Raw genomic sequence first — 25316 nt, 5'->3', positions numbered from 1 at the left:
TGTCTGGACGTCGCGAAGCTTTAGTTCGGAACCGCAGCCTTCGACGCGGGTTTCGAAGCGACGGCATTCGCGGTCACGCCGTGGAGGAAGTCGTAGGCCGCATGCAGGGCCTTGTCGTCCTTCTCTTCCGGCGGGACATAGGACTGCGATCCGGTCTGCTCGGTGCCGTCGGCAGCCGACAGATGGCCGCGCATCTGGGATTCCGCCATGGTGTCCATCCGGCCCTTCAGCTCGGGCGGCACGTCCTGCAGGATCTCGATGTCGGGCGCGATGCCCTGGGCCTGGATCGAGCGGCCCGACGGCGTGTAGTAACGCGCCGTGGTCAGCGCCAGCGCGCCGTTGCCGGAGCCGAGCGGAATGATGGTCTGCACCGAACCCTTGCCGAACGAGCGCGTGCCGATCAGCGTCGCGCGCTTGTGGTCGTGCAGCGCGCCGGCCACGATCTCCGAGGCCGAGGCCGATCCGCCGTTGATCAGGACCACGAGCGGCTTGCCCTTGGTGAGATCGCCGCCATGCGCGGTGAAACGCTGCGTCTCTTCCGGATTGCGGCCGCGGGTCGAGACGACCTCGCCCCGCTGCAGGAAGGCGCTCGACACCGATACGGCCTGATCGAGCAGTCCGCCCGGATTGTTGCGCAGATCCATCACGTAGCCTGCGAGCTTCTCGGCCGGGACCTGCCTGGAGATCGACGCGATCGCCTTCTTCAGTCCGTCGGTGGTCTGCTCGTTGAAAGAGGTGACGCGGATATAACCGATGTCGCCGTTCTCGACGTGGAAGCGCACCGGGCGCACATGGATGATTTCGCGCGTGATCGAAACGTCGAGCGGCGCGTCCGCGCCCTTGCGCACGATGGTGAGCTTGGTCTTGGTGTCGACCGGGCCCTTCATCTTGTTGACGGCCTGCTCGAGCGTCATGCCCTGCACCGCCTCGCCGTCGATCTTGCTGATGAGGTCGCCGGACATGATGCCGGCCTTCGAGGCCGGCGTATCGTCGATCGGCGAGACCACCTTGACGAGGCCCTCCTCCATGGTGACCTCGATGCCGAGCCCGCCGAACTCGCCGGAGGTGGTCTCCTGCATCTCGGTCCAGGCCTTGGCGTTCATGTAGCGTGAGTGCGGATCGAGCGAGGTCACCATGCCGGTGATCGCGCCCTCGATCAGCTTGGCGTTGTCGGGCTTCTCGACATAGCTGGCCTTGACCCGCTCGAACACCGCGCCGAACAAATTGAGCTGGGAATAGGCATCATCCGCGCTCGCTGCCGCCCGCGCCGCCCATACTCCGCTGTGCGGGCCGGCTACCAGAAGAGTCAGACACGCTCCGGTGAGCGCGCCGAGGGGGAACAGCAGGGTTTTCCGCATGGATGACGTAGCCTTTTGCTTGGCGGTTCTCTTCGGCTTGGGAGCGCCATGCAAATGGCGATCCAGCCCACTTCTCACAATACCATTCCGGTTTCTTCATGGCCGGGATGCCACGCTGGCGGGTATACCGAAGAAATCCCTTCGCCTTGGACTAAACTTTTGGCAACGTTCCGAAACTGTTTCGCGCAAGCGCAAACCGGTCGGGCCGCCCACGCCTCGCAGCTATGCGATTTTAGGATGGTTTTGGAGGGCCGGACGCGATAGGCGATGACGATAAGACTTCAAATTCTCGGGAGGACAACAATGAACGAAGCGCCCCGCATCCGGCCTGAAAGGAACGTCGAACTCGGCGCCAGCAGCGAGCCGTTCCAGAACCTGCACGAGTTCATCCGGAAAGCGCGCGCCAACCTGAACCAGAACGCCTGGGACTACATCGTCGGCGCGGCCGAGACCGAGACCACGATGCGCCGCAACCGCATGGCGCTGGACGAGATCGCCTTCCGCCCGCGCGTGCTGCGCGATGTCCGCAGGGTCGACGGAGGGGTCGATCAATTCGGCCGCAGGATGCGCCTGCCGGTGGTGCTCGCCCCGGTCGGCGCCCTCGAGATCTTCGATCCGGATGGCGCGGCAAGCGTGGCACGCGCCGCCGGCACTTTCGGTGCGGCGCACATGCTGAGCTCGGTATCCGAGCCAGGACTGGAGACGACCGCCGAAGCCGCACCCGACGCGCTGCGACTCTATCAGCTTTATGTCCGCGGCGACGATGCCTTCGTCGCCGATGTCGTCAGCCGGGCCGAGCAGAACGCCTATGCCGCCTTCTGCCTGACCGTCGACACCGCCCACTACAGCCGTCGTGAACGCGACATCGCCAAGCGCTACGTTCGCGAGAGCCGTCTGCGCGCCACCGGCGGCGATTTCCAGAAGGGTCTGGAATGGCGGACCGTGAAGATGATCAAGGACAAGTTCAAAATACCGCTGATCCTCAAGGGCATTGCCACCGCCGAGGACGCGCTGATCGCGCTCGATCACGGCGTCGAGTGGATTTACGTCTCCAACCATGGCGGCCGCCAGCTCGACCACGGCCGCGGCGCCATGCATGTGCTGCCCGAGATCGTCGATGCCGTGAAGGGCCGCGCCAAGATCATGGTCGACGGCGGCATCTGTCGCGGCACCGACATCGTCAAGGCGATCGCGGCGGGCGCGGACCTCGTCGGCATCGGCCGGCTGCAATGCTGGGCGCTGGCGGCGGCGGGCGAAGCCGGTGTCACCCGGATGCTGGAACTGCTCGAGGACGAGGTGCTGCGCTGCCTTGGCCTCCTGGGCGCCACCTCATTCGCCGAGGTCGACAAATCCTGCCTCCATCCGGCGACCGCCACCAACGCGCCCAGCGTGTTCAGCGCGTTCCCGCTGTTCGACCATGAGCCCTATCGCTACTGACTGGCCGATACTGAAGTGAAAAGGACGCAATGACATCGCTTACTCCCGGCAGCGCGGATGCGCTTCTGTTCGACCTCGGGCGCGTGGTGCTCGACATCGACTTCTCCAAGGCGATCGCCTGCTGGGCGGGACATGCCGGCTGCCAGCCCGAGGCCATCGTCGCGCGCTATGTGCGTGATGAGGCCTACCGGCTGCACGAGATGGGCAAGATCAGCGACGAGGACTATTTCGCCTCGCTGCGCGCGTCACTCGGAATCGGCATCTCGGACGCGCAGTTCCTGGAAGGCTGGAACGCGATCTTCGCAGGCGAGATGCCCGACATCGCCGAGCTGTTGCCGCGCGCGGCGAAGCAGATGCCGCTCTATGCCTTCTCCAACACCAATCGGCCGCATGTGGACTATTTCTCGAAGGAATATGCCGGCGTGCTCGGCCACTTCCGCGAGCTGTATCTGTCGTCCAGCATCGGCCTGCGCAAACCGGACGCGGAGGCGTTCGACCACGTCGTCGCCGCGATCGGCGTGCCCGCCGGTCGCATCGTATTCTTCGATGACCTCGCCGAGAACATCGAGGGCGCGCGGGCGCGCGGCTTGAATGCCGTGCACGTGACGTCGCCAGGCGACGTCGGGAACGCGTTGAGGGCGCTTGGCATCTGAATGCCAGGCAGTCGCCGCGACAGGTCATGCCCGCGGTTCCCGGAGCCAAATTTGCAGGAGATGAGGAACCGAGCCGCTTTGTGCATTTTTGTACGGAGTTCCGGGAACGGAGTACCACCCTTCGGACTCATGAGTCCGTTGGGACTTCTACATCGGATTGATCGACGTGCTGGGCAAAACCTATCTCACCAAGCAAGCCTCTCTCCTGCTTGAATTCGCCAGAACCACCTCGGATTCTGACCTTTCCGCCAAGCTGATCAGCAAGGCGGCCGACCTGAAGTCCCTGGCCGATCCGCTGCCTGACAAGGATCCGAATCCCAGAGCTCCCGACGTCGCACCGGACGTCGGTCCGAGCGATCCGGCAGGACGTTGACCGATGTCGGCCGTGGCGCTCGTCATTCTCGTCCTCGCCATGGCCATCCTCGTGCCGGTCTGTCTCGCCTTCAGGATCATGCCGCGACGGACTTGAACTGCCGCCGCCGCGACGGAAATCGCGCCGGATAAATCATCCTGCGTGCTGCTTTGCCTCGCGCCTGCACTCGGCTAGAACTCTCGCCAACGATTTGCAGGAGTTTCCGCCCGTGGCCCTCATGCCCGTTTCTGACGCGCTTGCCGCGGTGCTGGCGGATGCAGAGCCGCTACCTGAAGAGATGGTTTCCCTCGATGAGGCCTATCATCGCGTGCTTGCGCGCGACGTCGCGGCGCGGCGCACGCAGCCACCGCAGGCCATGTCGGCGATGGATGGCTATGCCGTGCGCGCGGCTGACGCGGCAACGGTCGATTCCAGGCTGACGGTGGTCGGCGAGGTCGCGGCGGGTCGTCCGTTCGCGGGAAGGGTTGGCCCCGGCGAAGCCGTGCGGATCTTCACCGGCGGCGTCGTTCCCGACGGGGCCGATGCGGTCGTGATCCAGGAAGACACTGTCGCGGAAGGCAAGCTCGTCACGATCAAGGAAGCCGCGATTTCCGGGCGGCACATCCGTTCCGCCGGCGTCGACTTCCGCGAGGGAGACGTGCTGCTCCGCAAGGGAAGCCGTCTCACGGAGCGCGATCTCGCGCTGGCCGCCGGAATGAATCACCCGCATCTCGCCGTCTGCCGCCGTCCGAGGGTCGCGATTCTCGCCACCGGCGACGAGCTGGTGATGCCCGGCACCACGCCCGGTCACGGCCAGATCGTCTATTCCAATGGCTATGCCCTGCACGCGCTCGCCCGCAGCGCGGGCGCCGAGACCATCGACCTCGGCATTGCCGCCGATACGCTGGAGGCCACTTCCGCCGGCATCCGTCGCGCCCGGGAGAGCGGCGCCGACATCCTGATCACGACCGGCGGTGCCTCGGTCGGCGACCACGATCTGGTCCAGCAGGCGCTCAAGGACGAAGGCATCTCGATGGCGTTCTGGAAGATCGCGATTCGGCCCGGCAAGCCGATGATGCACGGACGGCTCGGCGCAATGCGCGTGATCGGCCTGCCCGGCAATCCCGTGTCGTCCTACGTGTGCGCCTTCCTGTTCATGGTGCCGTTGATTCGCGCCCTGTCGGGCCGTTCAATGATTCATCATCGCCGCGAGCGCGCCGTGCTGGGCCGCGATCTCGGTGCCAATGACCAACGCGAGGATTATCTGCGTGCGCGCCTGGAACAGCGTGACGACGGCACGCTCGTCGCCCTTCCCGTCAGCCATCAGGACTCCTCTCTGCTTGCGAATCTCGCTGCGGCGCAGGTACTTCTCGTGCGCGCACCGTTCGCGCCGAGGGCCGAGGCCGGCACGCCTTGCGAGGTGCTGCGCCTGCCGGTGTGAGCTGCACGGCCACACGCATGGCGCGAGCTTCGCTCTGTTCACCGTAAATTAAGCAGTTGCGGAACACATATCGAACATATAGTGTCCGTTCATGATTTGTTTCGAACGTGTAGCAGCTTATCGCTGACTTCCTCGTCTCGGAATTGAACGACATCAACCGGGGGACTTTGGTCGAGATGTTGACGCGCAAACAATACGAGCTTCTGCGATTCATCAGCGAACGTCTGAAGGAAAGCGGCGTGCCGCCGTCCTTCGACGAGATGAAGGATGCGCTCGACCTGCGCTCGAAGTCAGGCATCCATCGCCTGATCACTGCGCTTGAGGAGCGCGGCTTCATCCGCCGCCTGCCCAACCGCGCCCGCGCCATCGAGGTGATCAAGCTGCCCGAGTTGCAGGCCGCCGCCGGCAGTCGCCGCGGCTTCACGCCGAGCGTCATCGAGGGCAATCTCGGCAAGGTCCGCACGACCTCCAGCCCGCCTGTGGACGAGGGCGAGCGTCCCGTCGCGGTGCCCGTGATGGGCCGCATCGCGGCCGGCACGCCGATCGAGGCGCTGCAGACCCGCAGCCACACCATCAGCGTGCCGCCTGACATGCTCGGCTCGGGCGAGCACTACGCGCTCGAAGTGCGCGGCGATTCGATGGTCGAGGCCGGCATCCTCGACGGCGACATGGCGCTGATCCAGCGCAACGAGAGCGCCGATACCGGCGACATCGTGGTGGCGCTGATCGACGACGAGGAAGCCACGCTCAAGCGCTTCCGCCGCCGCGGGGCCTCTATCGCGCTCGAGCCCGCCAATGCCGCCTATGAAGTCCGCATTCTTCCGCCGAACCGCGTGAAGATTCAGGGCAAGCTGATCGGGCTTTACCGCAAGTACTGAGCGGTCGTTCGATATCTATTGGAGCGGATCACTGTCCGCTCCGGCTGGATGGTTTTTCCGGTTCTGCTCAGATTGTCCGGCCCCCTCTTTCGGCGCCATCCTCGACACGCCGCACGACGCAGCATCGCTTCGCGGGCCTGAGAGTTCGAGGACACGTGATGCGCCAGACTTTCCATGGACGATGTTGCGGCGCCGATCGCAGCATCAGCGACGTAAGCCGTTGCCATACAATCGCACCGCCATTCGGCAAGCGAGCTGGCAATGCTCTGGCTGGTCGGCGCCGCGAGGCGCCGACACGCGCCTTCCGAATACACAGGCGTCGGCTTTGTTCCTATCGAATCCGGGAAAGATAATGTGATCGCGGCTTGCGGCGTCCAGCCGCAGATTTGCCTACAACGAAGCAGAGCGTTGCGTGCTTCCACCCTGATAGAGGCCTGCGCCTCAAAAAGAGGTGCGGGTTGCTATCTTCGCATGAGGAGCACCCGATGTGTGACTACAGCCTGCATGCTGTCGCGACGCGCCCCGCCGAAGTCGGCGAGACGATCGTCACGACGACCTTCCGCGGCACCTCGACGCGCGGCTTCGCCTCCGAAGCCGATCTCTCCGTCGCGGTCTGCTTGCTGCCGGGAACGGAGCTCGCCTTCGCGGACAACGTCCGTTACGACAATCGCTGGATCTGGACGCGCACCGTGAACTCCCGCGTCGGCAAGTTCGGCAAGATCGACCCGCACATTCCCGATCGCCATCATGACGCGATCGAATTCCCCGACGGCAAATACGTGCTGGTGACACAGCTCGTCGAAGGCCAGCGCGCGACCGTGCTGCAACTGCCGGTGACCCAGCCGGTTGGCGAACGCGAGCACAAGCCGCAGATCGTCGCCGACACGCGGTCCACGATCACGCGCCTGCCGATCGGCTGACGTCGTCGCCCCCGGCCGATGGTCGTGGGCCAGGAATGAAATGCCATCGCCGGCCGAGGCCGGCGAGATGGTATGGTTTGCGTCCTGCTGCGAGATCCCGACCGACCTCTCCCGCATCGCTCCTCAATCGTCCGCCTGCAAGTCCGTCTCCGATGGCGTTGCGTCCCGGTTGCGGGGCACGGCCGTCTTCGGCGCAAGGCTGCCGTCGAAATCCCCCTCGCCGGCGCCGGCCGGCAGCCAGGGGCGGCTCGTGCCTCTCGCCCTCACCGCCCGAACCGAGAAGCCGTCACCGCTCTGCGTCAGAGCCAGCGCGCCCTGACTGGCGAGCCGCGGCCTGTCGACCACCATCGCCGCGCAATCGGGCGGCGTGGGCCGCGCCGTCACCACCAGCGCGGCGCGGCTGCAATCATCAGCCAGAGCGTCGATGCGCAACGCCAACGCGACAAGCCGTCCGTCCGCGAGCGGCGTCACGCAGCCGGACTCGTCACACGACACACCGTCGGCCAGCGAGGCGCTGCCGGCATCGCGCGGATCGGCATCGGCAGCCAACCACTCCCTCAGCAGGAAGCCATCCTTGCCGGCGCGGATCACATGCAGCCGCCCGTCCCGGCCCCGCACGGCGACGCTCGCGCCATCCCCGGCAATCAGGATATCGGGCTGCCGCACCGACATCGCCCAGAGGATCGCGGCAAGCAGCACCAGGGCACCGGACCAGCGCAGGGGCGTGCGCAACAGCCCCATCACGATGATCCCGAGGCTCGCCGCGATCAGCGGCGCGATCCCGAACGCGGGAATGCGGCCGACTGCACCGGGCAGAGCCGCCACCCAGCGCGAGACCGCGACCATCCACTCGATGCCGATCCCCATCAGCCACCAGAACGCGCCGTCGAGCCCGAAAGGCGCTGCGAGCAATCCCAGCAGCCCCGCCGGCATCACCAGCGCCGAGACCACCGGCATCGCGCCGAGATTGGCGAGCACGCCGTATGGCGTCACGCGGTGGAAGTGGAAGGCGGCATAGGGCGTGGTCGCAAGCCCGGCGATCAACGAGGCCAGGAACAGCATCGCGATCTCGCGGCCGCCCCACAGTGCGATCCGCGCCGTTGCGGAATGATCGGGCGATGCTAGCAGGTTCGGCATGCCGATCTGCACCAGCGCCACCAGCCCGAGCGTTGCCGCAAACGACATTTGAAAACTCGGATGAACCAGCGCCTCGGGCGCGACGGCCAGCACGATCAGCGCGGCCACCGCCAGCGTCCGGAACGTGATGGCGCGGCGATCGACCATCACGGCGATCAAAACCACCGCCGTCATGAAGAACGATCTCTGCGTCGCGACCTCGGCGCCGGACAGCAGCAGATAGAACGCAGCCGCCACCATCGCCGCGGCCGCCGACCATTTCTTGATGGCGAAGCCGGCCGCCAGCCCCGGAATCAGCGCCAGCAGCGCGCGCACCGCGAAGAACACGACGCCGGCGACGACCGCCATGTGATAGCCGGAGATCGGTCAAGAGAAGATTTTTTGTAAGCGTTACAGAGCTTTACTACGCCTGTGCTTCCCACGATTCCGACAGGGGAAGCAGGCGGGAAGCGGCTTCGGACGCAAAGGCGCCAGCTTGCCCGCACCGCTCTGCTGCGCTTCAATTGGCTGCGATTACTTTTTTGGGGGGCGAGGCGTGATGACCATTCCGCAATCCATCTTGGCCGGCGCCGCTGTGATCGGCGCATGCATTGTCGCGGCTCAGCTTGTAGCCCCTTACCAGATGGCGAGCGGACCGGCGCTGATCTGGCGCGTCAATCGCGTCACTGGCGAAGTGCGGGAATGCCTGCGGGGCATGGATTCGCGCCAGGATCAGATCGTGACAGACTGCAAATAGAGGCCGGCGTGACCCAGGACAGACGTCGAGCTCGTCAATGTATGCTGATGCTGCCCCATGGCGTCGATGAGACCGCCAAATCTTCACGTCAAGGCTCAGTGGATTCGGAAGCGTCCATCCGGTGAAGCCCGGTGTTGAGGTCGCCACTTCGTGATGCCGTACATAATCCGATTGAGGCACAATCGTCGTGCTCGGTGCTTCATCGGCGCTCTGCCCTTGGTTCGCCATGGTTGGCTCTGACCAATGCGGAGCTCGGTGAAAAGCAAAAGGCCGGCGGTTACGACGCCGGCCTTCGCATGACCCACCGAGTTGGCTCCCCAGGGGGCGGTCCGGAGTGCACCTCCGGGCCGCCTTCAGGATCGCATGAGCCGCCGCTACCCGCAACGACACAATCTCGCGAGGCATCCGCAGAATCACGGCCCGGTTTCTCGCTTTTCCACACCCACGATGCGCGCGCTCCCTGCCCCAAGGGATTGATAGTTTGCGAGATACTTACGATCCCGCTTTGACGGCGACATGCCTCGCCCTCGACGCCACACGCCCACCCACGCCGACGGCCGGCCGCTCAAGATCACCTTCGGTGAGATGCGCGGCATGGGCGTTCGTGGCGTGCTGGTCTATTGCCACTGTGGCCGTCACGTTGCCCTCGACGCCGGCCGCTGGGGCGATCAGGTGCGGCTGTCTGATATCGAGCCGCAGTTCGTCTGTCAGGGATGCGGAAGCCGCGGCGCCGACATGCGGCCTGACTTCGATCGAGGCAACCCACGGCTGGCGATTATAGGCACGAAAGAGGCCGCCGACTAAGGCGGCCTTACTGCCTTGTGTGGTGCTTCAATCGGGTGACGTGCCGCGCTCGGTTCCAGACATCAAGATCGTGCCCATCGAGCAATTGAGCGGCCTTCTGCTTAGCCTCTTCATCATTGGCGCAGTCCAGCTCATGCACGCCGGTGATGCGCCCCTCATCGTCTAAGACGTAAGCGCGGTAGTCCATGGCAGTCGTTCCCAGAACGGAACGATTATAGCACCGTCCAAATGACAAAAAGCAAATTAGGACACTACAGAACTCAACTTATAACCACCAAGCTGACGCGGACCTTACAGGGTGTTCCGCTTATAAATACACGCAGAAAGAACAAAGCGGGTGCGTTATTCCTCACCATTTGTTCTGGGCCGGAGAACTACTGGCTTACTCTTGCCCAACAAAAGGCCCGCCAGCGCGAACCGGCGGGCCCAGTGGATTACTTGCCGCCAGGCCTACGATCAGCGGCACGATCGCCGCACCGCGAACCATCGGACGCGCGGTCGGAAGAGGTGTCGCATGGGCCCGCGATCGCGCTAACGGTCGGAGCTACGAAGGTCAGTGCGAGAGCAATCAGCAAAATACGTGTCATTTCAAACCTCCCAAAGTTGAGCAGACGGACAATACTCGCTTTTAGGTGATGGGGACGGTAGCAGCCCACCATGCCACAACCTTTTCTTGGTAAGCCCGCCGGTGCGACCAGCGGGCCTCATTGTCAGCGCCTCAATCGCCGGCGGTGCGTCGTCAGCCGCTGTCGGTCGCGCTTCCGGTGCGGTTAGAACGCGAACGTCAGGCCGTCAGGTGCTCCCTACTGGCAATTGCAAGCAGGTCCTCAGCTATCGATTCCGCAAATCCGCCGACCGAGATCAGTTCGTGACACCGCGCTTTGGCGATCATGCCAGCCAGCGTCACTGCTCGCGTCTTCAGAATGCGCTCCTCGATTGCGGTGCAACGCCGAAACGCTTCATTGGTGGCATGCTCGGCGGCGCGGAAACCGTTCGGTCGTCTCCTCGATCGTCGATCCCAGCTGATGTAGGCGGCGATGATCTCGTCAGCACGGGCTCGCGCTTTTGCCGATGGCTCGAAGTGTCGGACTGACAGCGTAAAGTCTCCGTTGTCTTCCGTGGCCCTTGTAATTCGGTACCATTTGTCGGCGCGCATCTGTTCGATTTCGCGTGATCCATAGATACTTTCATTGGTCGGTTCGGGAAGTCCAAGGTCAGCGTCGCCGTTGTCGACCTTTAGCGTTTCGGGGACAGGAATACAGCGTAGACCATCCATCTCATCTGAAATCTTGTTGAGCCGGCTCCATTCAGCTTCGGCCGCCCGGAATTGCCCGCTCAGCGCGATCAGTTCTGCATCATCCGCAGAAATGCCCGCAGAGGAGTCCGCGGCACATCTGCAAATCAGGCCGGCGGGATCTCCGAAGATCACCCAGTCAAGGGATTGATTGTACCGAGCGAAGAACGAAACAACGTCCGAGTGGAACACTTCGCCATCTTCCTCGAGGTCCTGCTCCTCTTCGACATTGTGAGTGCGGAAGTAGTTAAGCATTCGCTCCGCAGCGTCTTCGTCCAGCTTCCAGTTCGTGGTGACAAACCTTGAGCGAAGCACGTGGACGATCTGCTCTGCCCGCGCCAACGGTGCGTTCGACTTTGTCGGCGCGATCGACGCGGCCGCGATAGGCGTTGCGGAGGCGATAGACGGCGATGCGATTGGAACGGCGGCGACGATTGGAAGGGTGACGATCGAATTCATGATAAAGCTCCTGCGTGTTGTCGAAATCGGCTCTTTGCTGGCCGGCGCGCTCTGATCACATGCGGAGGAGGTCGGCGGGGAATTTCCGTGCGTTAAGGTTTTCATAAGAATTGCTCACTGGTTCTCGGCCTCTCACAGCCGCGCTCCGTGACAGACGGAGCAGCCGGGGGGTGAGAGCCTGCCAGTGAGACAGGTGCACCGCTTTTAAGGGCCGAAGCCCTCTGGACAGAACGGCACGCCCCGGCCATAAAGGTCCGGTCGGTACCGCGCCGCCAAGCGCGTCCGTTGAGCCTCAAAGGGCTCGGTCAACCGCCGCCCATCGCTTGCAGGCGACAGGGCAATTCCTTGCAGGGAAAGCGGTCGATATCACTGGTCCGGGCTCTCACACCCAACCGGCATCATCCGCTGATTTGCGTTAAAAATCCATCCCATTTTGGGGGCGCTTCCGTCCGTCCAAAGGATGCGATACCGTCCAGCGACCAGAGGGCGCCTGATGTTTGAAAACCGGGACATAACCGACATCGTCAGGATTGTGGCGGCCGGCGGCGGCTTCAGAATGGATGGATCTTACCGATCCACAGAGGATCTGGTCCGCATCGCTGCGGCTAGTCGTTCAAAGGGTGCTCGCTTAGAGTTTGCTGGCCTTGAAGGCCGGAACGTCCTTGATCTCGTTCGAATTGCTGCCGCCGGCGGCGGCAACGTAGTGTTTGTTTGATCATTGTATCCTAGCCTGTCGAGACCCTACTCGAATCGAATCTGGACCAGATGCCCCTCTTTGCCGTGATCAGCCGCGCTCCAAACGACCAACTGGCCGCGACCGTTGAAAGCCTCTATCCGGCCGAGCTCCACTACAAATACAACGACACCACCTGGATCGTTTCAGGAAAAGGCACGGCGCAGGAAGTCTCTGAATATTTGAACATCAAAAAGGATGGCATAGCCGGGGCTGTCGTTTTCATGCTGACAAACTCATACTTCGGCATGAGCACCACTCCCTTCTGGGCATGGCTCAAAGCGCGCATTGAGGATGATCGAGATGGCTAGAACGCCGGATCGAAAGGGCCGTACCCCTGCGGACGAGTCACCACCGACCAGCTACGCGCAAACCACGCCCGAGTTTGCGCAGCCGGGTCACGATTTCACGCTGCAAGCCGTGATGCAGCTTCAAAAGTCAGTAGGCGAAATAAGCGCAAAAATCGATGGCATGGTGACGAGCATCGCTGGCCAAAAGACGAAGCTCGACGAAATCGAGAAGGTCGTAGATCGCGTCAAAACTGGAGCGATCGTCGCGGCAGCGATCATCTCTGCCGTAGCCGTGGTTTTCTGGTGGGCGATAGGCGACCGCATTACGGTTGCCGTACGTTCGGCACTCGCGAGCCCGCCCGCAACCATTTCGACCCCATCCAAGTGAAACTCTCTAATGCCACGCGCGGACATCACGGCGTAGCCGTCGCGGTCTGCAGCGCCTTCTCGCTGTCCTTCAGCATCTGCCTCCCGCCCTTGCCGATCTCGATCATGTTGAAGTAGAGGCTGTCGATCAGCTGGCGCTTTTCCTCGGGCTTCACGGTCGGGTTCTTGTAGATGTCCCGCACCAGCTTGGAGTGCTGCGACAGGGTGTCCTTGATCGCGTCAAGCCGCATGAACATCATGGGGCCGCCGGCCGCCTGGATGCGCGACATGGCGTCGACATCGCCTTCCCGGGCCTTCGCCAGCCATGTGTCGTAGTAGGCCTTGGTGGTCTCGTTCTGGTCGTAGAAGTCCTGAAGCGACTGCGCGTTCGCCGACGGGTAACGCACCACGAACGCCTTCACGACCGGGATATCGGCCAGCGTGTCGGTCGGCTTGACAGGGTCAGGCAGTGCGCCGGCCTTGCGTAGGCTCGCATCGGCCGCCTGCAGGGCGTACATGCCAAGGCCGCCGGTCCAGGCACGGATGTAGTTCTCCATCAGGATGGGCGACGTCGTGGCGCGCGCGATCGGCCCGAACGGCGCGCCGGGCCCGACGGCGGTCGAGCGCATGCCGGGGAACGCGCTCACGATCTGGGAAAGCCGCTTGGCGAGCTCGGTCGTGTACGGCGTGTACTGGTACTCAGGCAGGTGTTTTTCCTGGTCCGCGGGAATCAGCGTCCGGTCGGTCATCGTGGACCGGTTGGCATATTGCTCGAGCAGCGGCTGAGCGAAGGTCGGAACCACGCCAGGGGTCACGATGTCGATGATCGACTTGCCGAACTTGTCGAACGCTTCCGGATTGTTGCCGACGGTCTGATCCAGGATGCGCTCGACGCCGGAGCCAAACACCAGGCCGAGCTCGAACGGTTTCGGGATCCTGTAGATGTGATCCTTCGTCATCACGATCCAGAACAGATCCTTCTGCCAATGCGGCAATTCCTTGTAGCGGGGGTCGTCGTGGTTGGCCCACCAGAGCAGGACCGATGGCAAGGTGATGCCGCCCACGACCTTGGCCGTGGTGTTGAAGGGGTGGTCGACGAAGGCGCGGCCGACCCGGTCCAGGCCCTGGACCTGGGCGTTCATGAAGGCGGTGATCATGTTCGCCGCGCGCATCGAGGCGCCGATCCGGGCGAAGTCGAGGGTGACCTCGCGCGAGGCGAACGCAGCACCCTGAATGGCCGCCTTCCCCTCGCCGCGCATCTTCTTGAACTCGGCCAGGCGGGTGGCGTTCTCGGCCAGCTCGGACACCATACGCAGGCCGCGGATCGGGCTGGTCACCACGTTCCACGAGCGCTCCATCAGGCCGGTTTCGCCGGATAGTTTGGCGAGGCTCTCCTGCATGTAGCGGCGGTCGAGCGCGACCATGGTGGCATTGGCGCCGCCGCCCTTCATCCAGTCCTGGAAATCGGCATCCTTGCGGATCGCGCTGATCAGGCCCTTGGCGGTGTCGACTGGCGTAAACAGGCCGCGGCCGCTGTTGACGAAGGCCGTCGCGAAGTCGCGCACGATGTTGCGGACCATGAAATCCGGCGACAGCGTGGCGCCGGCGCGCAGGCCCTTGGCCGGCAGCGCCAGCACCCGCGTCAGCAGGTTCGCGCTGTCCTGGTCCAGCCCGCGGAAGGCGCGCACGAGCTCGGGATCATCGATCTTGACCGTCTCCTTCACGCCGTTCCGGAAGGCGCTGAGCGTCTCGCCCTCCTCGGGAATGGCCGTCTTGACGAAGTCGATGATCGCCTCCGGCTCGGTGATGCCGTTTTCTTTGAGATACGTGATAAGTTCTGCGTCAGATCCAGTCGACTTTGCAGGTGCTTGGTCCTTGTCCAGCGGGCGGATACGCTTGCTCATATCTTCAGAAAGCTGCCCGGTAGAGCGCACCATCCCGTTGATGTCATCCCATAGGCCCTCCGCCTTCATTTCGGCATCGGTGAGATCGATATAAGAAACCTTGTTTGGACCGCCTCGGTAATTCCTAGCGTAATCCTCTTTTTTCGCTACCCAAGCGCCATACGATGTAGGATCGGCGGCTTCCGCATGCCCGTGATAGAACCTCGTCGTTCCAGGCGCAGGAGATGGAGTACCGCCTGTAGATTTAGCGGCCGGCTTTTGAGGGTTCACCTTGACCTCGGCACCGTCCTTCTTCAGCGCGTCGATCAGCTTGATGCCGACCGCGTTCCGCTCCGCCACCGAGATGTAGGCGTAGGTGTTCTTGATCACGGATTCGAGCGGGTCGACGATGTCGCGCTCGGAGCCCTTCAGGCGCTTCACTGGGTTGCCGGGCCCGAACGACTTGCCGGCCGCGCCGCCGCTCTCGGGCTGGATCACCCGGTAGAACGGGATGTAGTTCTTGCCGGCTTCAGCCATGGCGCCGAAGGCCTCATCGGACAGGACGCCGCTGTCCTTCAGGTAGGTCAGCACCTTGTTCTGGTACTCGACCAGTTCGGCAGAAGCCCTGCCATATTTCCCCTCGCCGTCGGCCGCGACACGCGCCGCCGCCTCTACGTCCATGCCGGACGTGCGGCCGCTCGCCTCGATCTCGAGCGCGCGCTTCGACGCCAGGTAGGCCCGGAAGCCGTCCAGGTCCTTGGCCACCGGCTCGATGATCTCGGCCAGCGGCTTGCCGTTGTTCTTGTAGGTGGCGAAGTCGAAGGTTCCGTGCTCGATGAAGTGCTCCGCCTTGCCGAACTGGCCGCGGGTCAGCCGCGCCAGCTGATAGGCGTCCTCGTCCACGGCCTTGAGCGGGTGCAGGTTATCCACAGTCCATGTGTACAGCTTCTTCCAGGTCAGGCCCTCCCCCGTCGCTCGCTCGCCGATGCTGATCTTGGCGAGAATTTTCCTCTGGGCTTCCTCAAACGATCCAGAAGGCGGCTCCGGCGGCTTGCCAGACTCGCCTGGGGGCTTGGGCGGCCGCGGCGGCTCACCACCCGGCAACACGCCCGGATCGCTGCTGAGAAGCCCCTGGGCGATTACAGGATTGGTCTGGGCGTCGTGTGCGAGCTCCGCCGGATGCAGGCCGCGTTCGGTATAGGCCGCCAGCAGCTTTTCTTGGACTGCGAGGGGAGCCTTTTCGCCGGCCACGATCTCGGCCGCGGTGACGAAGTCCTCGGACCGGGCGATCGAGCCAATCGGTTCCGGGATGATCTCGCCGGTCGGCGTGCGGGTCCGGCGCGCGGTGGCCTGGCCGCCCATCAGCAAGGTCGCGATCGTCGCCATGTGCGCACCGTCCCGCCGGGCGCGCGCCTGCTCGGCCTCGTTGCCGCCCGTGACCTCGGCGGCGACCTGCCCGCCGACCGCGCCAGCGGCGTAGACCGCCGCGTTCAGCCCGCGGAACGTCGCCTCGACCGCGTTGTAGGTCGCCCTGATGCCCGCCTCGTTCAGGAACCGGATGCCGCTGGTGATGTCGCGCGGCGCGTCCGGATCCTGGAAGATGCCGAGCTTCTGCAGCCTCTTGGTGTCCTCCGGCGACAGGCCGGTCGGCGCATCGCCGAATCCGGCGGCGCCGCCCTCGTAGATCGCGCCCAGAACGCGGGCGGCCAAGTTCGGGCCGGCCGTCTTTTCGAGGTTCTCTACAGGGTCAGGCTCGATCGAGAACCGGCGCAGGAAGGCTTCCGGAATGTGGGTCGGCGCCTCGACGCTTTGCCGCACAGGCTCCCAATCATCAGTACCGGTTGTCCCGAAAACTTCAGCGTCGGACATCTCGCGCTGTGGGACGACCTTGACCCAATCTTCGACCTGGGCGCCGAAGACCTCATCGTCCGTCATCTCCGTCACGGCTTCACCCTCGTTCCGGTATAGACGACCCTATCGAGATAGCCCTTGCACCGGATCCGCATACGATCCTCCATTACCAAGCATGTGGATCAGGGGTGAACACGACGTCCGTTGCCGATGGAGACGTCATGTGCGTGGTGGCGCCCGACTGGCCGTTCGTGACAAGTCGGGTGCAGCCGTTGACGGCCATCGGCGGGCTGATCATGAAGTTGCCGATTGTGTTGCCGTTTGGAAGAGTAAACAGGCCGACGCAATCGACGCCGCCGATCACGCTGCGAGCGCGCACCATGCCACTGGCGACGCCGCCAGGGATGTTGATGGTGACAGGATTTAAGACCTGCTCGGCATGGAGGCCGCGGATATCGACGAAGCCGCCAACGACTGCCAAGCCAAACTCACGCGGTCCGCCGGATCCGGAGGAAAGCCCACCCAAGTTCAGGTTGTCGATGAGCACCTGAGTGGTTCCGTAGTTGATGTAAACTTGGGCCCCTCCAGACGACCCACCTGCGAGGCAATTCGCAGTCGACTTACCACCCTTGAACTCCACGCTATCGAGTAGGATGTATGTCGCGCCGCCGTATCCCGTTTCGTAGGTTGACGCCCGACCGCACGCGCCAGGATAGATCGCCATGCGGCGCATGCCGGATTCGTGCTGCGCGTTGTTGGTGTAGACGGTAGACCTGCTGGAATCCCCGACGATGTCAAACTGATTGAAAATCTGGAAATCTTCAAGCAGCGACCCGAAGCATGCTAGATGCGAGAATGAATTGCAGAGCTCCCATTGATTGATACTCGCCGGGAACGTGTTGCACATCTTGATCACGCTGGCGTAGTTGCCTTGCCCCTTCACCTTGACGCCATAGGGCACCATGAGCGGCGTTGTTGCCGAGCAGCCGATCATTGCAGTCTGCTTCGTCAGCAGAACTAGGCCGCCTTGCGTGCCTCCAACATCGATGCTGGTGCTGGTCTTGTACCACGCAAAGCTCAAGGCATTCTGAAGCGTGGTGAAGTTGTCTGTTGCCGTGCCGTCCGTTCCGTCCCAGTCAAACTTCACGCCCATCGCGCGCGCGTCGAGGCCGGCAGCCGGGAAGACAATCTGCCACTTGTTTCCGACGGCATCGGTGAAAGAGCCGGTCGGTGTGGTGACGCTGGAGACGGTCCATGTCACGGTCGATGCACAGCCAGGCACGGTCACCGAGAGGACATCGCCGGCAGTATAGCCGCCGGCCATGGCCCCGTTATAGCCGCCGACATTGGCGATAGAAGTGACCACATTGCCAGAAACGGTGATGACGCCCGTAGTGCCGCCGAGCTCGCCGCGTCCATTGCCCCCGTTGAATGGAAGAGTGTAATAGGTCCCGTTGGTGCAGCCTGAGGTGCCGTTTGCGGTAATCGTGCCAGATAGAACACGCGTGTCGAGGAAGTTGCCGGCGATCTTCTTGAACGTAGCCCCGCCGCCATCGCCTGCTGAAGCGTAGCCTGCTGTCACCAGACCGTCGAAGTCCGATAGGTTCAGCGTCTGTGCCAGCGCGCGCGAGGCAAGGATCGGAGATGCCGCAGCGGTGCTGGTAGCACAGGTCGGACAACTAATGATGCCCGTGACGGCATCGAGCAGGATCGGAGAGGTTGCCGTGGTCGGCACCGTGCCGGATTGTGTCGGCCATTTGATCGTCGGCGTCCCCGCTACAGCCTGCGCGCTGACGGTTGCCTGTCCGCTGGTCGATCCCTTGTAGACAACAGAATTGACGTTGACCGTGTTGAGATCGAGCGAACTCGACAGCATCGACGCGATGAGCTGCGAGAATGGGATCGCTTGTGCGGGCCCGGAGCCGATCGCGGTTCGACCGATGACGGTGCCGGAGGGCACGGTGGGGAAGGTCTGGGCCGCGGCGAGCGCCGGCAACAGTAGCGACGCGACGATCGTCGCAGCGAACTTGAGGCTCCGAGTAAGCATGTTTGGCCGATGAAATCTCGACGGTGCCACTGCTGGTCACCGTCCGCCTCGGCCTTATCCTCGTCGGGGGGCCGCCTTCTCCTTTCTGCCTTGTCCCTTTCGGGGGGCGCTTACTGATCCGGCCTTGTCCTTGCGGGGGCCGTACGCGTTACGCAATTTTGTGGCGGTTCAGTCTCCCCAGGCGAACCGCCAAGCCTGGATGAAAGGGCGCACGCCAGCCCTTGGAGCCTCTCAAAGTTTGACGTCCCTCATGCTGCTTTGACCGGCGACGTGAGAACGATGTCCATCAGCATAAGGTCGCGCCTGTGCTGACCATTGCCGGCCAGGAGTTCTTTGACCCAGGCCTGATCGCGCATCCGCTCAGCCTTCAGCCGTGAAACGGCCTCGTATTCCTGAGGGGTGACCTCGCGATTGGTCAGCGTCTCGCGGATCACTTCGTCCCGGATGCCGAGATCCCGAAGCATTTCCGTCGCGCCGATCATCTGGAGACGACCGGTTGACTGAAACGGCGCATCGTCAAGCAGGCCGGCCATGGCCATGTCGACCTCCGGAGCACCTCCGCTATCGATCTTGGCCTGCAGGTCCCGCATTTCCTTGGCGTGACGGGGATTGCCGCCTAGATACTCTTCCCGCCAACCCGGGTCTGCCTTCAGTGCACTCAGCCGCGTGGCCGCTTCCGCACCGGTGGCCGGGATTTCGGGAGGCGGCGGTGCCGCAGGTGCTGGCGGTGCCGCCGCGGTCGCATGCGACACGATCATGTCACCGAGCGTTGTGCCCGGATTCCCCCAGCTGCTCATGCGGCCTCTCCTTGCTCTTCGCCTTCGTCATCACCCCGCTCGATCGCCTGGATTGCGGCGCGCGCGCCGTGCTGCAGATCGCGCAGAACCGAATCGTTGAAATATTCGTACGGCAGGCCCCCCTTGTTCGGATGGCAGCACCGGCCGACTCCGGGCCCGATCATGCACTCAGCGGCAGAGCATCCTGTGCAGCAGCCCTTCGCGCTGATGCCGGCGAGCAGCTGATCCATGTTCGTGCTGCGCAACTCGAGCACCCGGGCGGATGCCGCCATGCGCTCAATTTCCTGCGCCCGCACCTGCGCTGCGCGAAGTTCTTCCACTGCGGTTCTGGCGGCTGCGATTTTGGCGCGATGCTCGGTCAATTTCTCGGTCGCACCAAACCGCCGCTCGACCGCTGCCAGGGTCAGATCAGCACCCTCGGTTTCGAGTGCGGCAAGGATTGCCAGGGCGCCATCGAGCTTCTCGGCTATGCTGCTGTTGATCTTTGGGGGCACACTCCCGCCCCTCAGTCCAAGCGCTGCCATGATCCACCTCACGCCGCTTCGCTGGGCTGCTCGTCCTGCCGGCGCGCCGCGGCGACCGCGTCCTCGAGCCGGCACCGGATCCAGTCGGAGACCGTGCGCCGATCGCGTGCAGCGATCTCTTTCACCTGCTCCTCAAGATCAGGCTTGATCCGCGCGCCGATCATCTTCGTATTTGCCATCATCGACCTCTGTCAGGTTCGTGCTGACGCCATCCAGCATGATTTGCGGATTGCTAACAACGCACCGAGACGCTGCACGCTTCTTCGGTGTCGGTGACCGCAGGCGCGGCTTCCATCTGCCCCGGACGCGCTTCGCGAGCTCCTCGTCCTCGACGATCACACAGACCGCAACCCGCAGCGCCAGCGCGTCCAGGACCGCCTGGAGCGACATTTCGCCAAAGCCGCGCATTGGAGGGTCCGAGAGCAATTTGCTTACGTAGCCGTTTTGCAATCCCGTGATGCCGTCGAGCGTCTCGTGCGAGAGGTCGAGCTCGTCCCTGCGATCGCGGACCATTTCCAGCAGCTGTTCGCGTGATGAGATGAGGCGCGGCTTCATGTCAGACATTGCTCAACAGTGTTTGCAGTTGGTGGCGCCGGAATTTCTGAACCGGGCCGCGAAAGAGAACGAGGACATGAAATCTGCGAAGGGCTCGGGATTTTCCCCCACCCCCCTCGATCCAGATTTTGCTGCAAGCCTGGCTGACCATCTGCCCCGCGCGGGCGATGGCTTCCAAGAGTGTTGAAGTTCACGAGAGAGCGCGCGCGAAAACCCTTCCGCGGCGAACGCCACATGATTGGGACAAAGCGGCTGGCAGTGCTGCGGACCGAGTGCAATCAATCGCTTGCGGCGAGATGGCAAGGCGGGACAAGAAACCGGGAAGCGCCTGGGAAGCAACCATGCCCTCCCGGTGCCGAGGGTAACTGTTACTAACCCGTTAGCCTGTCGGCCGGACCAGTGCATAATGCAGCTTCGATCAGCAGCAATCAGCCGCGATCGCGGAGTTACTTCATGCATGCTGATGGGCAGCTCCTTTCCGCCCTTCCTTCCTTGAGCGGCCGGAACGCCTAGCCGCGCCCCAGCGGCGTTGGGCGTTTCCAACGCTGGGGGGTATGGGGGGTTGGAGAACAGGCGTTGGCAGTACCGTTGGCACCCGTTGGCAGGGGCGTTGGCAGTCCAGTTGGCAGGGGCGTTGGAAGGCTCGGAGGAGCGTTGGTAGGGGCGTTGGAAGGTCATGCCGACACCCGCTCGATGTGCTGGCGGCGCTTGCTGGGCGATCCTGTCTCGACGGTCCTGATGGCGCCGCGGGCAAACAGGCGCTCCATCGCCTTGCGGAAGGCCTCCGCGGTGATGCCGCCGGCTTCGGGGTCCAGGACGAATTCAGCCGGCGCGCTCCCCTTGGCGGTCTTGCCGTGGACTGGGCGGCCCTGGGCGTTGCGTCGGTCGAGCAAGCGAAGGAAGACGTCCTCGACATCGCGATCGGCCGCGGCGCGGTACGGCGACGCCTCGCCGGCCATAGCGGTGGTGAAGGTCAGCCCTTCCCATCGGAGCGTCACCTTCTCGCCGATGCGGCCGTAATTCGATTTGGTGACCGTCAGTGTCCGGGCGTCCGGGTCGTCCTTATCCGGGTCGCTGAGGTGCAGCATGGAGCGCACCGAGTTGCGCCAGTCCACCGAATTGGCGGTACCGCTGCCGTCGGCCATGCCGCGGACGCTGGGGTGGTCGAGCAGGACGATCGCGGTGTCATGCTCCCTGGCGATCTTTCGAAGCATCGCAAGGAACGCGCGCACCTGCCGGCGGGCGATCGCCTCGCCATCAAACACCGCGGCGACGTTGTCGACCACGACTAGGCGCGGCTGGTGCTGAACGATCCAGGCCTCGAGCCAGTCCAGCAGCGGTGCCCGCGAAAGGCGCCCATCCTTGTTGGCGTGCACTAGCCACGTGCTCTCCAGGTCCGGAAACACCATGTGCAGGTCCGGCAGGCTGTAGGGATCGATGCAGCGGTGCTTGCAGACGCGCTCGACGCGGTCGCGGATGTTGTGCTCGGGCTCCTCGCAGCTCAGAAACAGCGCCGGGCCGCCCTCGATCGTGCAGCCGAGCCAGTCCTGAAGCCCGGCCGCGACGTAGACCAGCAGCTGAGTGATGATCTCGGTTTTGCCGCTGCCGCCGTTTCCCGACATGATGGTCAGGTCGCCGCTCGGGACGCGCCCGGACGCCAGCCAGCGCTGTTGCTCCGGCTCGGTGCCCTTCCATGCCGCCGGGGTGATCGCCGCGTAAGCAGCCCTCTGTGCAGGCTTCCCGCCGTCGTTCGCTTCGGTCTGCCTCTCGTCGTTCGAAAAACCTCCGAATTCCTCGAACGACGAGACAGGCGGACGGTCATCGTGCGGCGGCTCTTCCATAGGAGCCATCACGTGCCCCATATCTTTGAGCGCTTGGTAACCTACCTGAAGCGCCATCCCGCGATTTGCGGAGGTCAGCATCACGCGGCCTCCAACATCTGAAGGAGAGTGGGCACATCGTCAGGATGATTTCGGAACCAGGCCGCCAACCGATCGGGATCACCCTGGTTCACCACATAGTGGAAAGCGTCTATCGTTGATTGCGCCGTGCGGTAAACCGGCCTTTGGATTGCCTCGGCCGGCACCACAGGCGGCAGCTCGCCAGTCCAGCGATGGCGGTCCCGTTCGTCGGACATCTCCCAGTCGCGAAGCAGCCGCGCCGCATAGTCCGGCGGTAAATCGTCGGCCCCGGCTTCGTCAACATCGGCCAATGCTCTCGCCCAGATGAAAGCGGCTGCGATCAGATCCTGGACTTTGTCCTGCCCCAGCTCGACCACAAGGCCGCGCTGCTCGGCGAAATTTTGGAGCATATCGACGGCCCACTGGATTTCCATCTCGCCCGACACGCAGCACAAGGCGTACTTCTCAGCGCAGGCTGTGAGAATTTTGATGGGTGCCGGCGCGCTCATTCTTCGTCGCCCCCATCGAGCAGGCCAAGCTCGCGCGCTTTTTCCACAGCCTTGTTGATCGCCTTGGCAAGGTCAGGCAGCCGCGTGACTTTGATGGCGATGCCCTTGGGCGTTGGCTTGAGCTTGCCGTCTCGATGCATAGCGTGCTTGCGCACGTTGACGAGGTTGTGGCCCTGATAGGTCGAGAGGTCGACGACGATCGCGTCGTGGCGACGGTTGGCCCAGAACTGGTCAACGATGACCGGCGCGGCCAGCTCGGGTTTGCGCGCTCCCATGATCAGGCCGCCGTCTCGGTCATGCGAGATGCAAGCCAGCGGCGGTTTTCGCCGATCGTCACACCGATGCGACGAGTGGAGATCCTGACAAATTGGGGGCCCTTTCCATCACGCAGCAGGCGTTGCCCTGTGCTGCGGCTGAAGCTGTTGAGGCGGCACCACTCGTCGAAAGACAGCATCCGGAGATCGGATAGCGCGAGGTCGTCGGTCACGAGAACACTCCCTTGAGCATCTAAGATGCCAAGGGACTATTCAGCGTTCGGCGCGTGTCGCTATTTGTCGTTAGCCGGCTATTTCTCGACCGGTTTCGACACTCCGCCAGATATTGCAGCGATCCGGGCCTTTCGCACCGTCTCACGTGAGGCGTGATAGCGCGCGACAAGTGCTTTTTCAGCTTCGTTCCGCAGGCTATCGACTGTAATTTTGCCGTCGATTAGATCTCGCCGCATCTCGGCCACCACACGATCCTGTATGCCGGACTTTGGTCCGCGCTTAGCCTTCGGGGCATCGGCGGACGGTCGCGGTGGAATTGAGGCAAGGAACGAGCTGAGACTGTCGGCAGCTATGAAAATTTCCCGGGTGCACCCTTTGGCGGTGCGCCCATCGGGCACCGGCCGCCCATTGTCGTCGATGAGTGGCAACTCGAGATCGACGGTGCCTTGCTCAAAAAAGTCGCGCCAGCGCTGACGCCACCAGATTTTTGGATCTAGCTCATCGGCACCGCCATCCCATGTGCGATAGGCTGCCTTTAGCCGCCCCGCATGACAGGCTTCCGCGATCTCGCGCTCAGCATCAGCTTGCGGTGGAAGCTTCGCCCGTATCAGGTCCAGGGCAATTTTGAGGGGAGTGAAACCGATAGGCGGCACGAGCATGGTCAAGCCTCACTACGCCGCAACGGGATGACGTTGTCGGCCGCTTCAACGATCGCCAGCAGATGCGCTTCCCACTTACGCAGGGCCTCTCCGATCTCCGCCTCGTAGGTGTGATGGTCGTAAACCCCGCCGATACCTGACTTGTGGCCGGCATGGTTGAGGACCAACTCAGCGATGTGCGGGAGGACGCCCAGCTTGCCCAGACGCGTCCGAACCGTGCGGCGCAGGTCGTGAAGTCGCCAAGGCGCCAGGCTCTTGCCGGCCGCGGTGGTGATCGCGGCGTTGACCCGGAGGGTGTTGTAGCTCCAGGCATTAAAGCCGTTCGGGCCGCCTCCAAAGACGGTCTCCCGGCCGTGCCGGCGGGGCATCTTCCGTAGGATGTCGCGGGCGGTCTCCGGCAGCGGCAGGACAAAAGGCCGCTTGCTCTTGATGCGCTCCTTTGGGAACGTGATTTTGCCAGCATCCAGATCGAGCTCCGACCAGCGGAGCGCGCCGATCTCATCGCGCCGACACGCTGTCAGCAGCAGAACGCGCACGATCCGGCCGAAGTCGTCCTCGCCGCAATGGCGCCAGATCGCGCGAATCTCGACGTCGGTCAAAACGCGATCGCGCGGTTCCTTGCCTTCGATCGGGTTCTCGGTCCCGATGACTGGATTGGCCTTCACCTTCGCCTGACGCATCGCCCAGACGAAGAACGCGCCGAGTGTTCCGCGCGCCCGAGCCGCCGAGGTTGGGCCGTGGTCGCGGACGAGGTCGCGCAGCAGCCCCGCAACGTCCTCGAAAGTCACCTTACCGACGCCCTTCTTGTGCAGAGGGCGGCAATGGTCGAGCAGATATCGCTTTGCGGCGATGTAGGTGTTGGGCCGCATCTTTGACACGCGGGTCTCTAGGTACTCCTCCGCCGCCTTCAGGAAGGTATGGGCCTCGGCGGCCTGCTCCGCTTCTAGGCGCTTCCGATCCGCGACCGGATCAATGTGGAGCTCGACTTGCGCAAACCGCTTCCGGGCTATTTCGCGGGCGTCCTTCAGTTCCAGTTTCCGGACGTCGCCGAGGCTCTCGCGCCGCTGCTTCCGGCCGATCCGATACTGAACCACGAACGAGCTTCGTCCTCCCCGGAGCCGGACGCCGAAGGAAGGCAGTTCGGGATCCCAATGAATGAAATCTGCCTTGCCGGCCGGCGCTACCAGTTTGCGGACCGAGGCATCGGTCCATTTATTTGCCCTATCCGAAATCATGGGAAGCAG

General features: G+C 63.5%; 27 protein-coding genes and 1 pseudogene. 12 read left to right on the top strand and 16 right to left on the bottom strand.

Annotation, left to right across the window (positions count from 1 at the left end; all coding sequences use genetic code 11):
- Positions 1–20 precede the first annotated feature (20 nt).
- The gene (locus AC1RQP_RS01030; protein WP_239623803.1) at positions 21–1358 is read right to left on the bottom strand and encodes a S41 family peptidase; all 1338 of its coding nucleotides are present in this window, start codon (positions 1356–1358) and stop codon (positions 21–23) included.
- 303 nt (positions 1359–1661) lie between these two features.
- On the opposite strand from AC1RQP_RS01030, the gene AC1RQP_RS01025 reads away from it, so the two are divergent.
- The 6 genes from AC1RQP_RS01025 to AC1RQP_RS01000 all read left to right on the top strand — a co-directional run bounded on the left by AC1RQP_RS01025 (position 1662) and on the right by AC1RQP_RS01000 (position 7039).
- Positions 1662–2795: an alpha-hydroxy acid oxidase gene (locus tag AC1RQP_RS01025; RefSeq protein WP_239623804.1), complete on the top strand. Its 1134-nt coding sequence runs from the start codon at positions 1662–1664 to the stop codon at positions 2793–2795.
- A 29-nt stretch (positions 2796–2824) separates the two neighbouring features.
- Complete coding sequence (locus tag AC1RQP_RS01020; RefSeq protein ID WP_492935618.1) at positions 2825–3448, top strand: HAD-IA family hydrolase; 624 nt, start codon at positions 2825–2827, stop codon at positions 3446–3448.
- A gap of 166 nt (positions 3449–3614) precedes the next feature.
- A complete protein-coding gene (locus tag AC1RQP_RS01015) occupies positions 3615–3821 on the top strand; it encodes a hypothetical protein (protein ID WP_239629786.1) in 207 nt (68 codons plus the stop codon).
- Between the two features lie 208 nt (positions 3822–4029).
- Entirely contained in the window at positions 4030–5241 is a 1212-nt protein-coding gene (locus AC1RQP_RS01010) for a molybdopterin molybdotransferase MoeA (protein ID WP_492935617.1), read from the top strand.
- 176 nt (positions 5242–5417) lie between these two features.
- Positions 5418–6119 carry a transcriptional repressor LexA gene (gene lexA, locus AC1RQP_RS01005; protein ID WP_239623807.1) on the top strand — a complete coding sequence of 234 codons (702 nt, stop codon included), beginning with the start codon at positions 5418–5420 and terminating at the stop codon, positions 6117–6119.
- A 485-nt stretch (positions 6120–6604) separates the two neighbouring features.
- Positions 6605–7039, top strand: a complete 435-nt coding sequence (locus tag AC1RQP_RS01000) for a hypothetical protein (RefSeq protein WP_027574385.1) — start codon at positions 6605–6607, stop codon at positions 7037–7039.
- 123 nt (positions 7040–7162) lie between these two features.
- Here the strand turns inward: AC1RQP_RS01000 and AC1RQP_RS00995 are convergent.
- A pseudogene (locus tag AC1RQP_RS00995) lies at positions 7163–8539 on the bottom strand (ComEC/Rec2 family competence protein); the annotation flags it as partial.
- Between the two features lie 175 nt (positions 8540–8714).
- Here AC1RQP_RS00995 and AC1RQP_RS00990 point away from each other — a divergent pair.
- Together AC1RQP_RS00990 and AC1RQP_RS00985 are read left to right on the top strand one after the other, a co-directional pair.
- Positions 8715–8912, top strand: coding sequence for a hypothetical protein (locus AC1RQP_RS00990; protein WP_492935616.1), 198 nt, complete (start codon positions 8715–8717; stop codon positions 8910–8912).
- A 516-nt stretch (positions 8913–9428) separates the two neighbouring features.
- Positions 9429–9716, top strand: a complete 288-nt coding sequence (locus AC1RQP_RS00985) for a hypothetical protein (protein WP_492935615.1) — start codon at positions 9429–9431, stop codon at positions 9714–9716.
- A 7-nt stretch (positions 9717–9723) separates the two neighbouring features.
- Here the strand turns inward: AC1RQP_RS00985 and AC1RQP_RS00980 are convergent, their stop codons facing one another.
- Positions 9724–9903 carry a hypothetical protein gene (locus tag AC1RQP_RS00980; protein WP_492935614.1) on the bottom strand — a complete coding sequence of 60 codons (180 nt, stop codon included), beginning with the start codon at positions 9901–9903 and terminating at the stop codon, positions 9724–9726.
- A 597-nt stretch (positions 9904–10500) separates the two neighbouring features.
- Positions 10501–11469, bottom strand: a complete 969-nt coding sequence (locus tag AC1RQP_RS00975; RefSeq protein WP_492935613.1) for a hypothetical protein — start codon at positions 11467–11469, stop codon at positions 10501–10503.
- Between the two features lie 493 nt (positions 11470–11962).
- Between AC1RQP_RS00975 and AC1RQP_RS00970 the strand changes: the two genes are divergently transcribed.
- The 3 genes from AC1RQP_RS00970 to AC1RQP_RS00960 are packed head-to-tail and all read left to right on the top strand — an operon-like array spanning position 11963 to position 12880.
- Positions 11963–12184, top strand: a complete 222-nt coding sequence (locus AC1RQP_RS00970) for a hypothetical protein (protein WP_492935612.1) — start codon at positions 11963–11965, stop codon at positions 12182–12184.
- 50 nt (positions 12185–12234) lie between these two features.
- Positions 12235–12513, top strand: coding sequence for a hypothetical protein (locus AC1RQP_RS00965; RefSeq protein WP_492935611.1), 279 nt, complete (start codon positions 12235–12237; stop codon positions 12511–12513).
- Positions 12506–12880: a hypothetical protein gene (locus tag AC1RQP_RS00960; RefSeq protein WP_492935610.1), complete on the top strand. Its 375-nt coding sequence runs from the start codon at positions 12506–12508 to the stop codon at positions 12878–12880. Before AC1RQP_RS00965 ends, AC1RQP_RS00960 begins: the two co-directional genes overlap by 8 nt.
- A gap of 25 nt (positions 12881–12905) precedes the next feature.
- Here AC1RQP_RS00960 and AC1RQP_RS00955 read toward each other — a convergent pair whose 3' ends face one another.
- From AC1RQP_RS00955 to AC1RQP_RS00930, 6 genes are all read right to left on the bottom strand, one after another.
- Positions 12906–16676 carry an LPD38 domain-containing protein gene (locus AC1RQP_RS00955; protein ID WP_492936355.1) on the bottom strand — a complete coding sequence of 1257 codons (3771 nt, stop codon included), beginning with the start codon at positions 16674–16676 and terminating at the stop codon, positions 12906–12908.
- An 82-nt stretch (positions 16677–16758) separates the two neighbouring features.
- Positions 16759–18669, bottom strand: coding sequence for a hypothetical protein (locus tag AC1RQP_RS00950; RefSeq protein WP_492935609.1), 1911 nt, complete (start codon positions 18667–18669; stop codon positions 16759–16761).
- A 218-nt stretch (positions 18670–18887) separates the two neighbouring features.
- On the bottom strand, positions 18888–19436 hold the full coding sequence (locus AC1RQP_RS00945) for a hypothetical protein (protein WP_492935608.1): 549 nt from the start codon (positions 19434–19436) through the stop codon (positions 18888–18890).
- Positions 19433–19960, bottom strand: coding sequence for a hypothetical protein (locus tag AC1RQP_RS00940; RefSeq protein WP_492935607.1), 528 nt, complete (start codon positions 19958–19960; stop codon positions 19433–19435). The genes AC1RQP_RS00945 and AC1RQP_RS00940 overlap by 4 nt, the downstream gene beginning before the upstream one ends.
- 8 nt (positions 19961–19968) lie before the next feature.
- Positions 19969–20124 carry a hypothetical protein gene (locus AC1RQP_RS00935; protein ID WP_492935606.1) on the bottom strand — a complete coding sequence of 52 codons (156 nt, stop codon included), beginning with the start codon at positions 20122–20124 and terminating at the stop codon, positions 19969–19971.
- Complete coding sequence (locus tag AC1RQP_RS00930; protein ID WP_492935605.1) at positions 20099–20515, bottom strand: hypothetical protein; 417 nt, start codon at positions 20513–20515, stop codon at positions 20099–20101. The genes AC1RQP_RS00935 and AC1RQP_RS00930 overlap by 26 nt, the downstream gene beginning before the upstream one ends.
- Between AC1RQP_RS00930 and AC1RQP_RS00925 the strand changes: the two genes are divergently transcribed.
- Complete coding sequence (locus AC1RQP_RS00925) at positions 20514–20702, top strand: hypothetical protein (RefSeq protein WP_492935604.1); 189 nt, start codon at positions 20514–20516, stop codon at positions 20700–20702. The genes AC1RQP_RS00930 and AC1RQP_RS00925 overlap by 2 nt on opposite strands.
- A 487-nt stretch (positions 20703–21189) precedes the next feature.
- On the opposite strand, the gene AC1RQP_RS00920 is transcribed toward AC1RQP_RS00925, so the two are convergent.
- The 6 genes from AC1RQP_RS00920 to AC1RQP_RS00895 all read right to left on the bottom strand — a co-directional run bounded on the left by AC1RQP_RS00920 (position 21190) and on the right by AC1RQP_RS00895 (position 25307).
- On the bottom strand, positions 21190–22437 hold the full coding sequence (locus AC1RQP_RS00920) for an AAA family ATPase (RefSeq protein ID WP_492935603.1): 1248 nt from the start codon (positions 22435–22437) through the stop codon (positions 21190–21192).
- Positions 22437–22925, bottom strand: a complete 489-nt coding sequence (locus AC1RQP_RS00915; RefSeq protein WP_492935602.1) for a hypothetical protein — start codon at positions 22923–22925, stop codon at positions 22437–22439. The genes AC1RQP_RS00920 and AC1RQP_RS00915 overlap by 1 nt, the downstream gene beginning before the upstream one ends.
- Positions 22922–23200, bottom strand: coding sequence for a transcriptional coactivator p15/PC4 family protein (locus tag AC1RQP_RS00910; protein WP_492935601.1), 279 nt, complete (start codon positions 23198–23200; stop codon positions 22922–22924). The genes AC1RQP_RS00915 and AC1RQP_RS00910 overlap by 4 nt, the downstream gene beginning before the upstream one ends.
- 2 nt (positions 23201–23202) lie before the next feature.
- A complete protein-coding gene (locus tag AC1RQP_RS00905; protein WP_245283270.1) occupies positions 23203–23412 on the bottom strand; it encodes a helix-turn-helix transcriptional regulator in 210 nt (69 codons plus the stop codon).
- A gap of 78 nt (positions 23413–23490) precedes the next feature.
- A complete protein-coding gene (locus AC1RQP_RS00900; protein WP_492935600.1) occupies positions 23491–24078 on the bottom strand; it encodes a hypothetical protein in 588 nt (195 codons plus the stop codon).
- The gene (locus AC1RQP_RS00895) at positions 24075–25307 is read right to left on the bottom strand and encodes a tyrosine-type recombinase/integrase (protein ID WP_492935599.1); all 1233 of its coding nucleotides are present in this window, start codon (positions 25305–25307) and stop codon (positions 24075–24077) included. Before AC1RQP_RS00895 ends, AC1RQP_RS00900 begins: the two co-directional genes overlap by 4 nt.
- Positions 25308–25316: the final 9 nt, after the last annotated feature.

It is taken from the genome of Bradyrhizobium sp. GW821-FHT13H06 (genome assembly GCF_058803975.1).
Note: the sequence above shows the minus strand (reverse complement) of the source record. Positions and strands in the feature narration are given on the sequence as shown.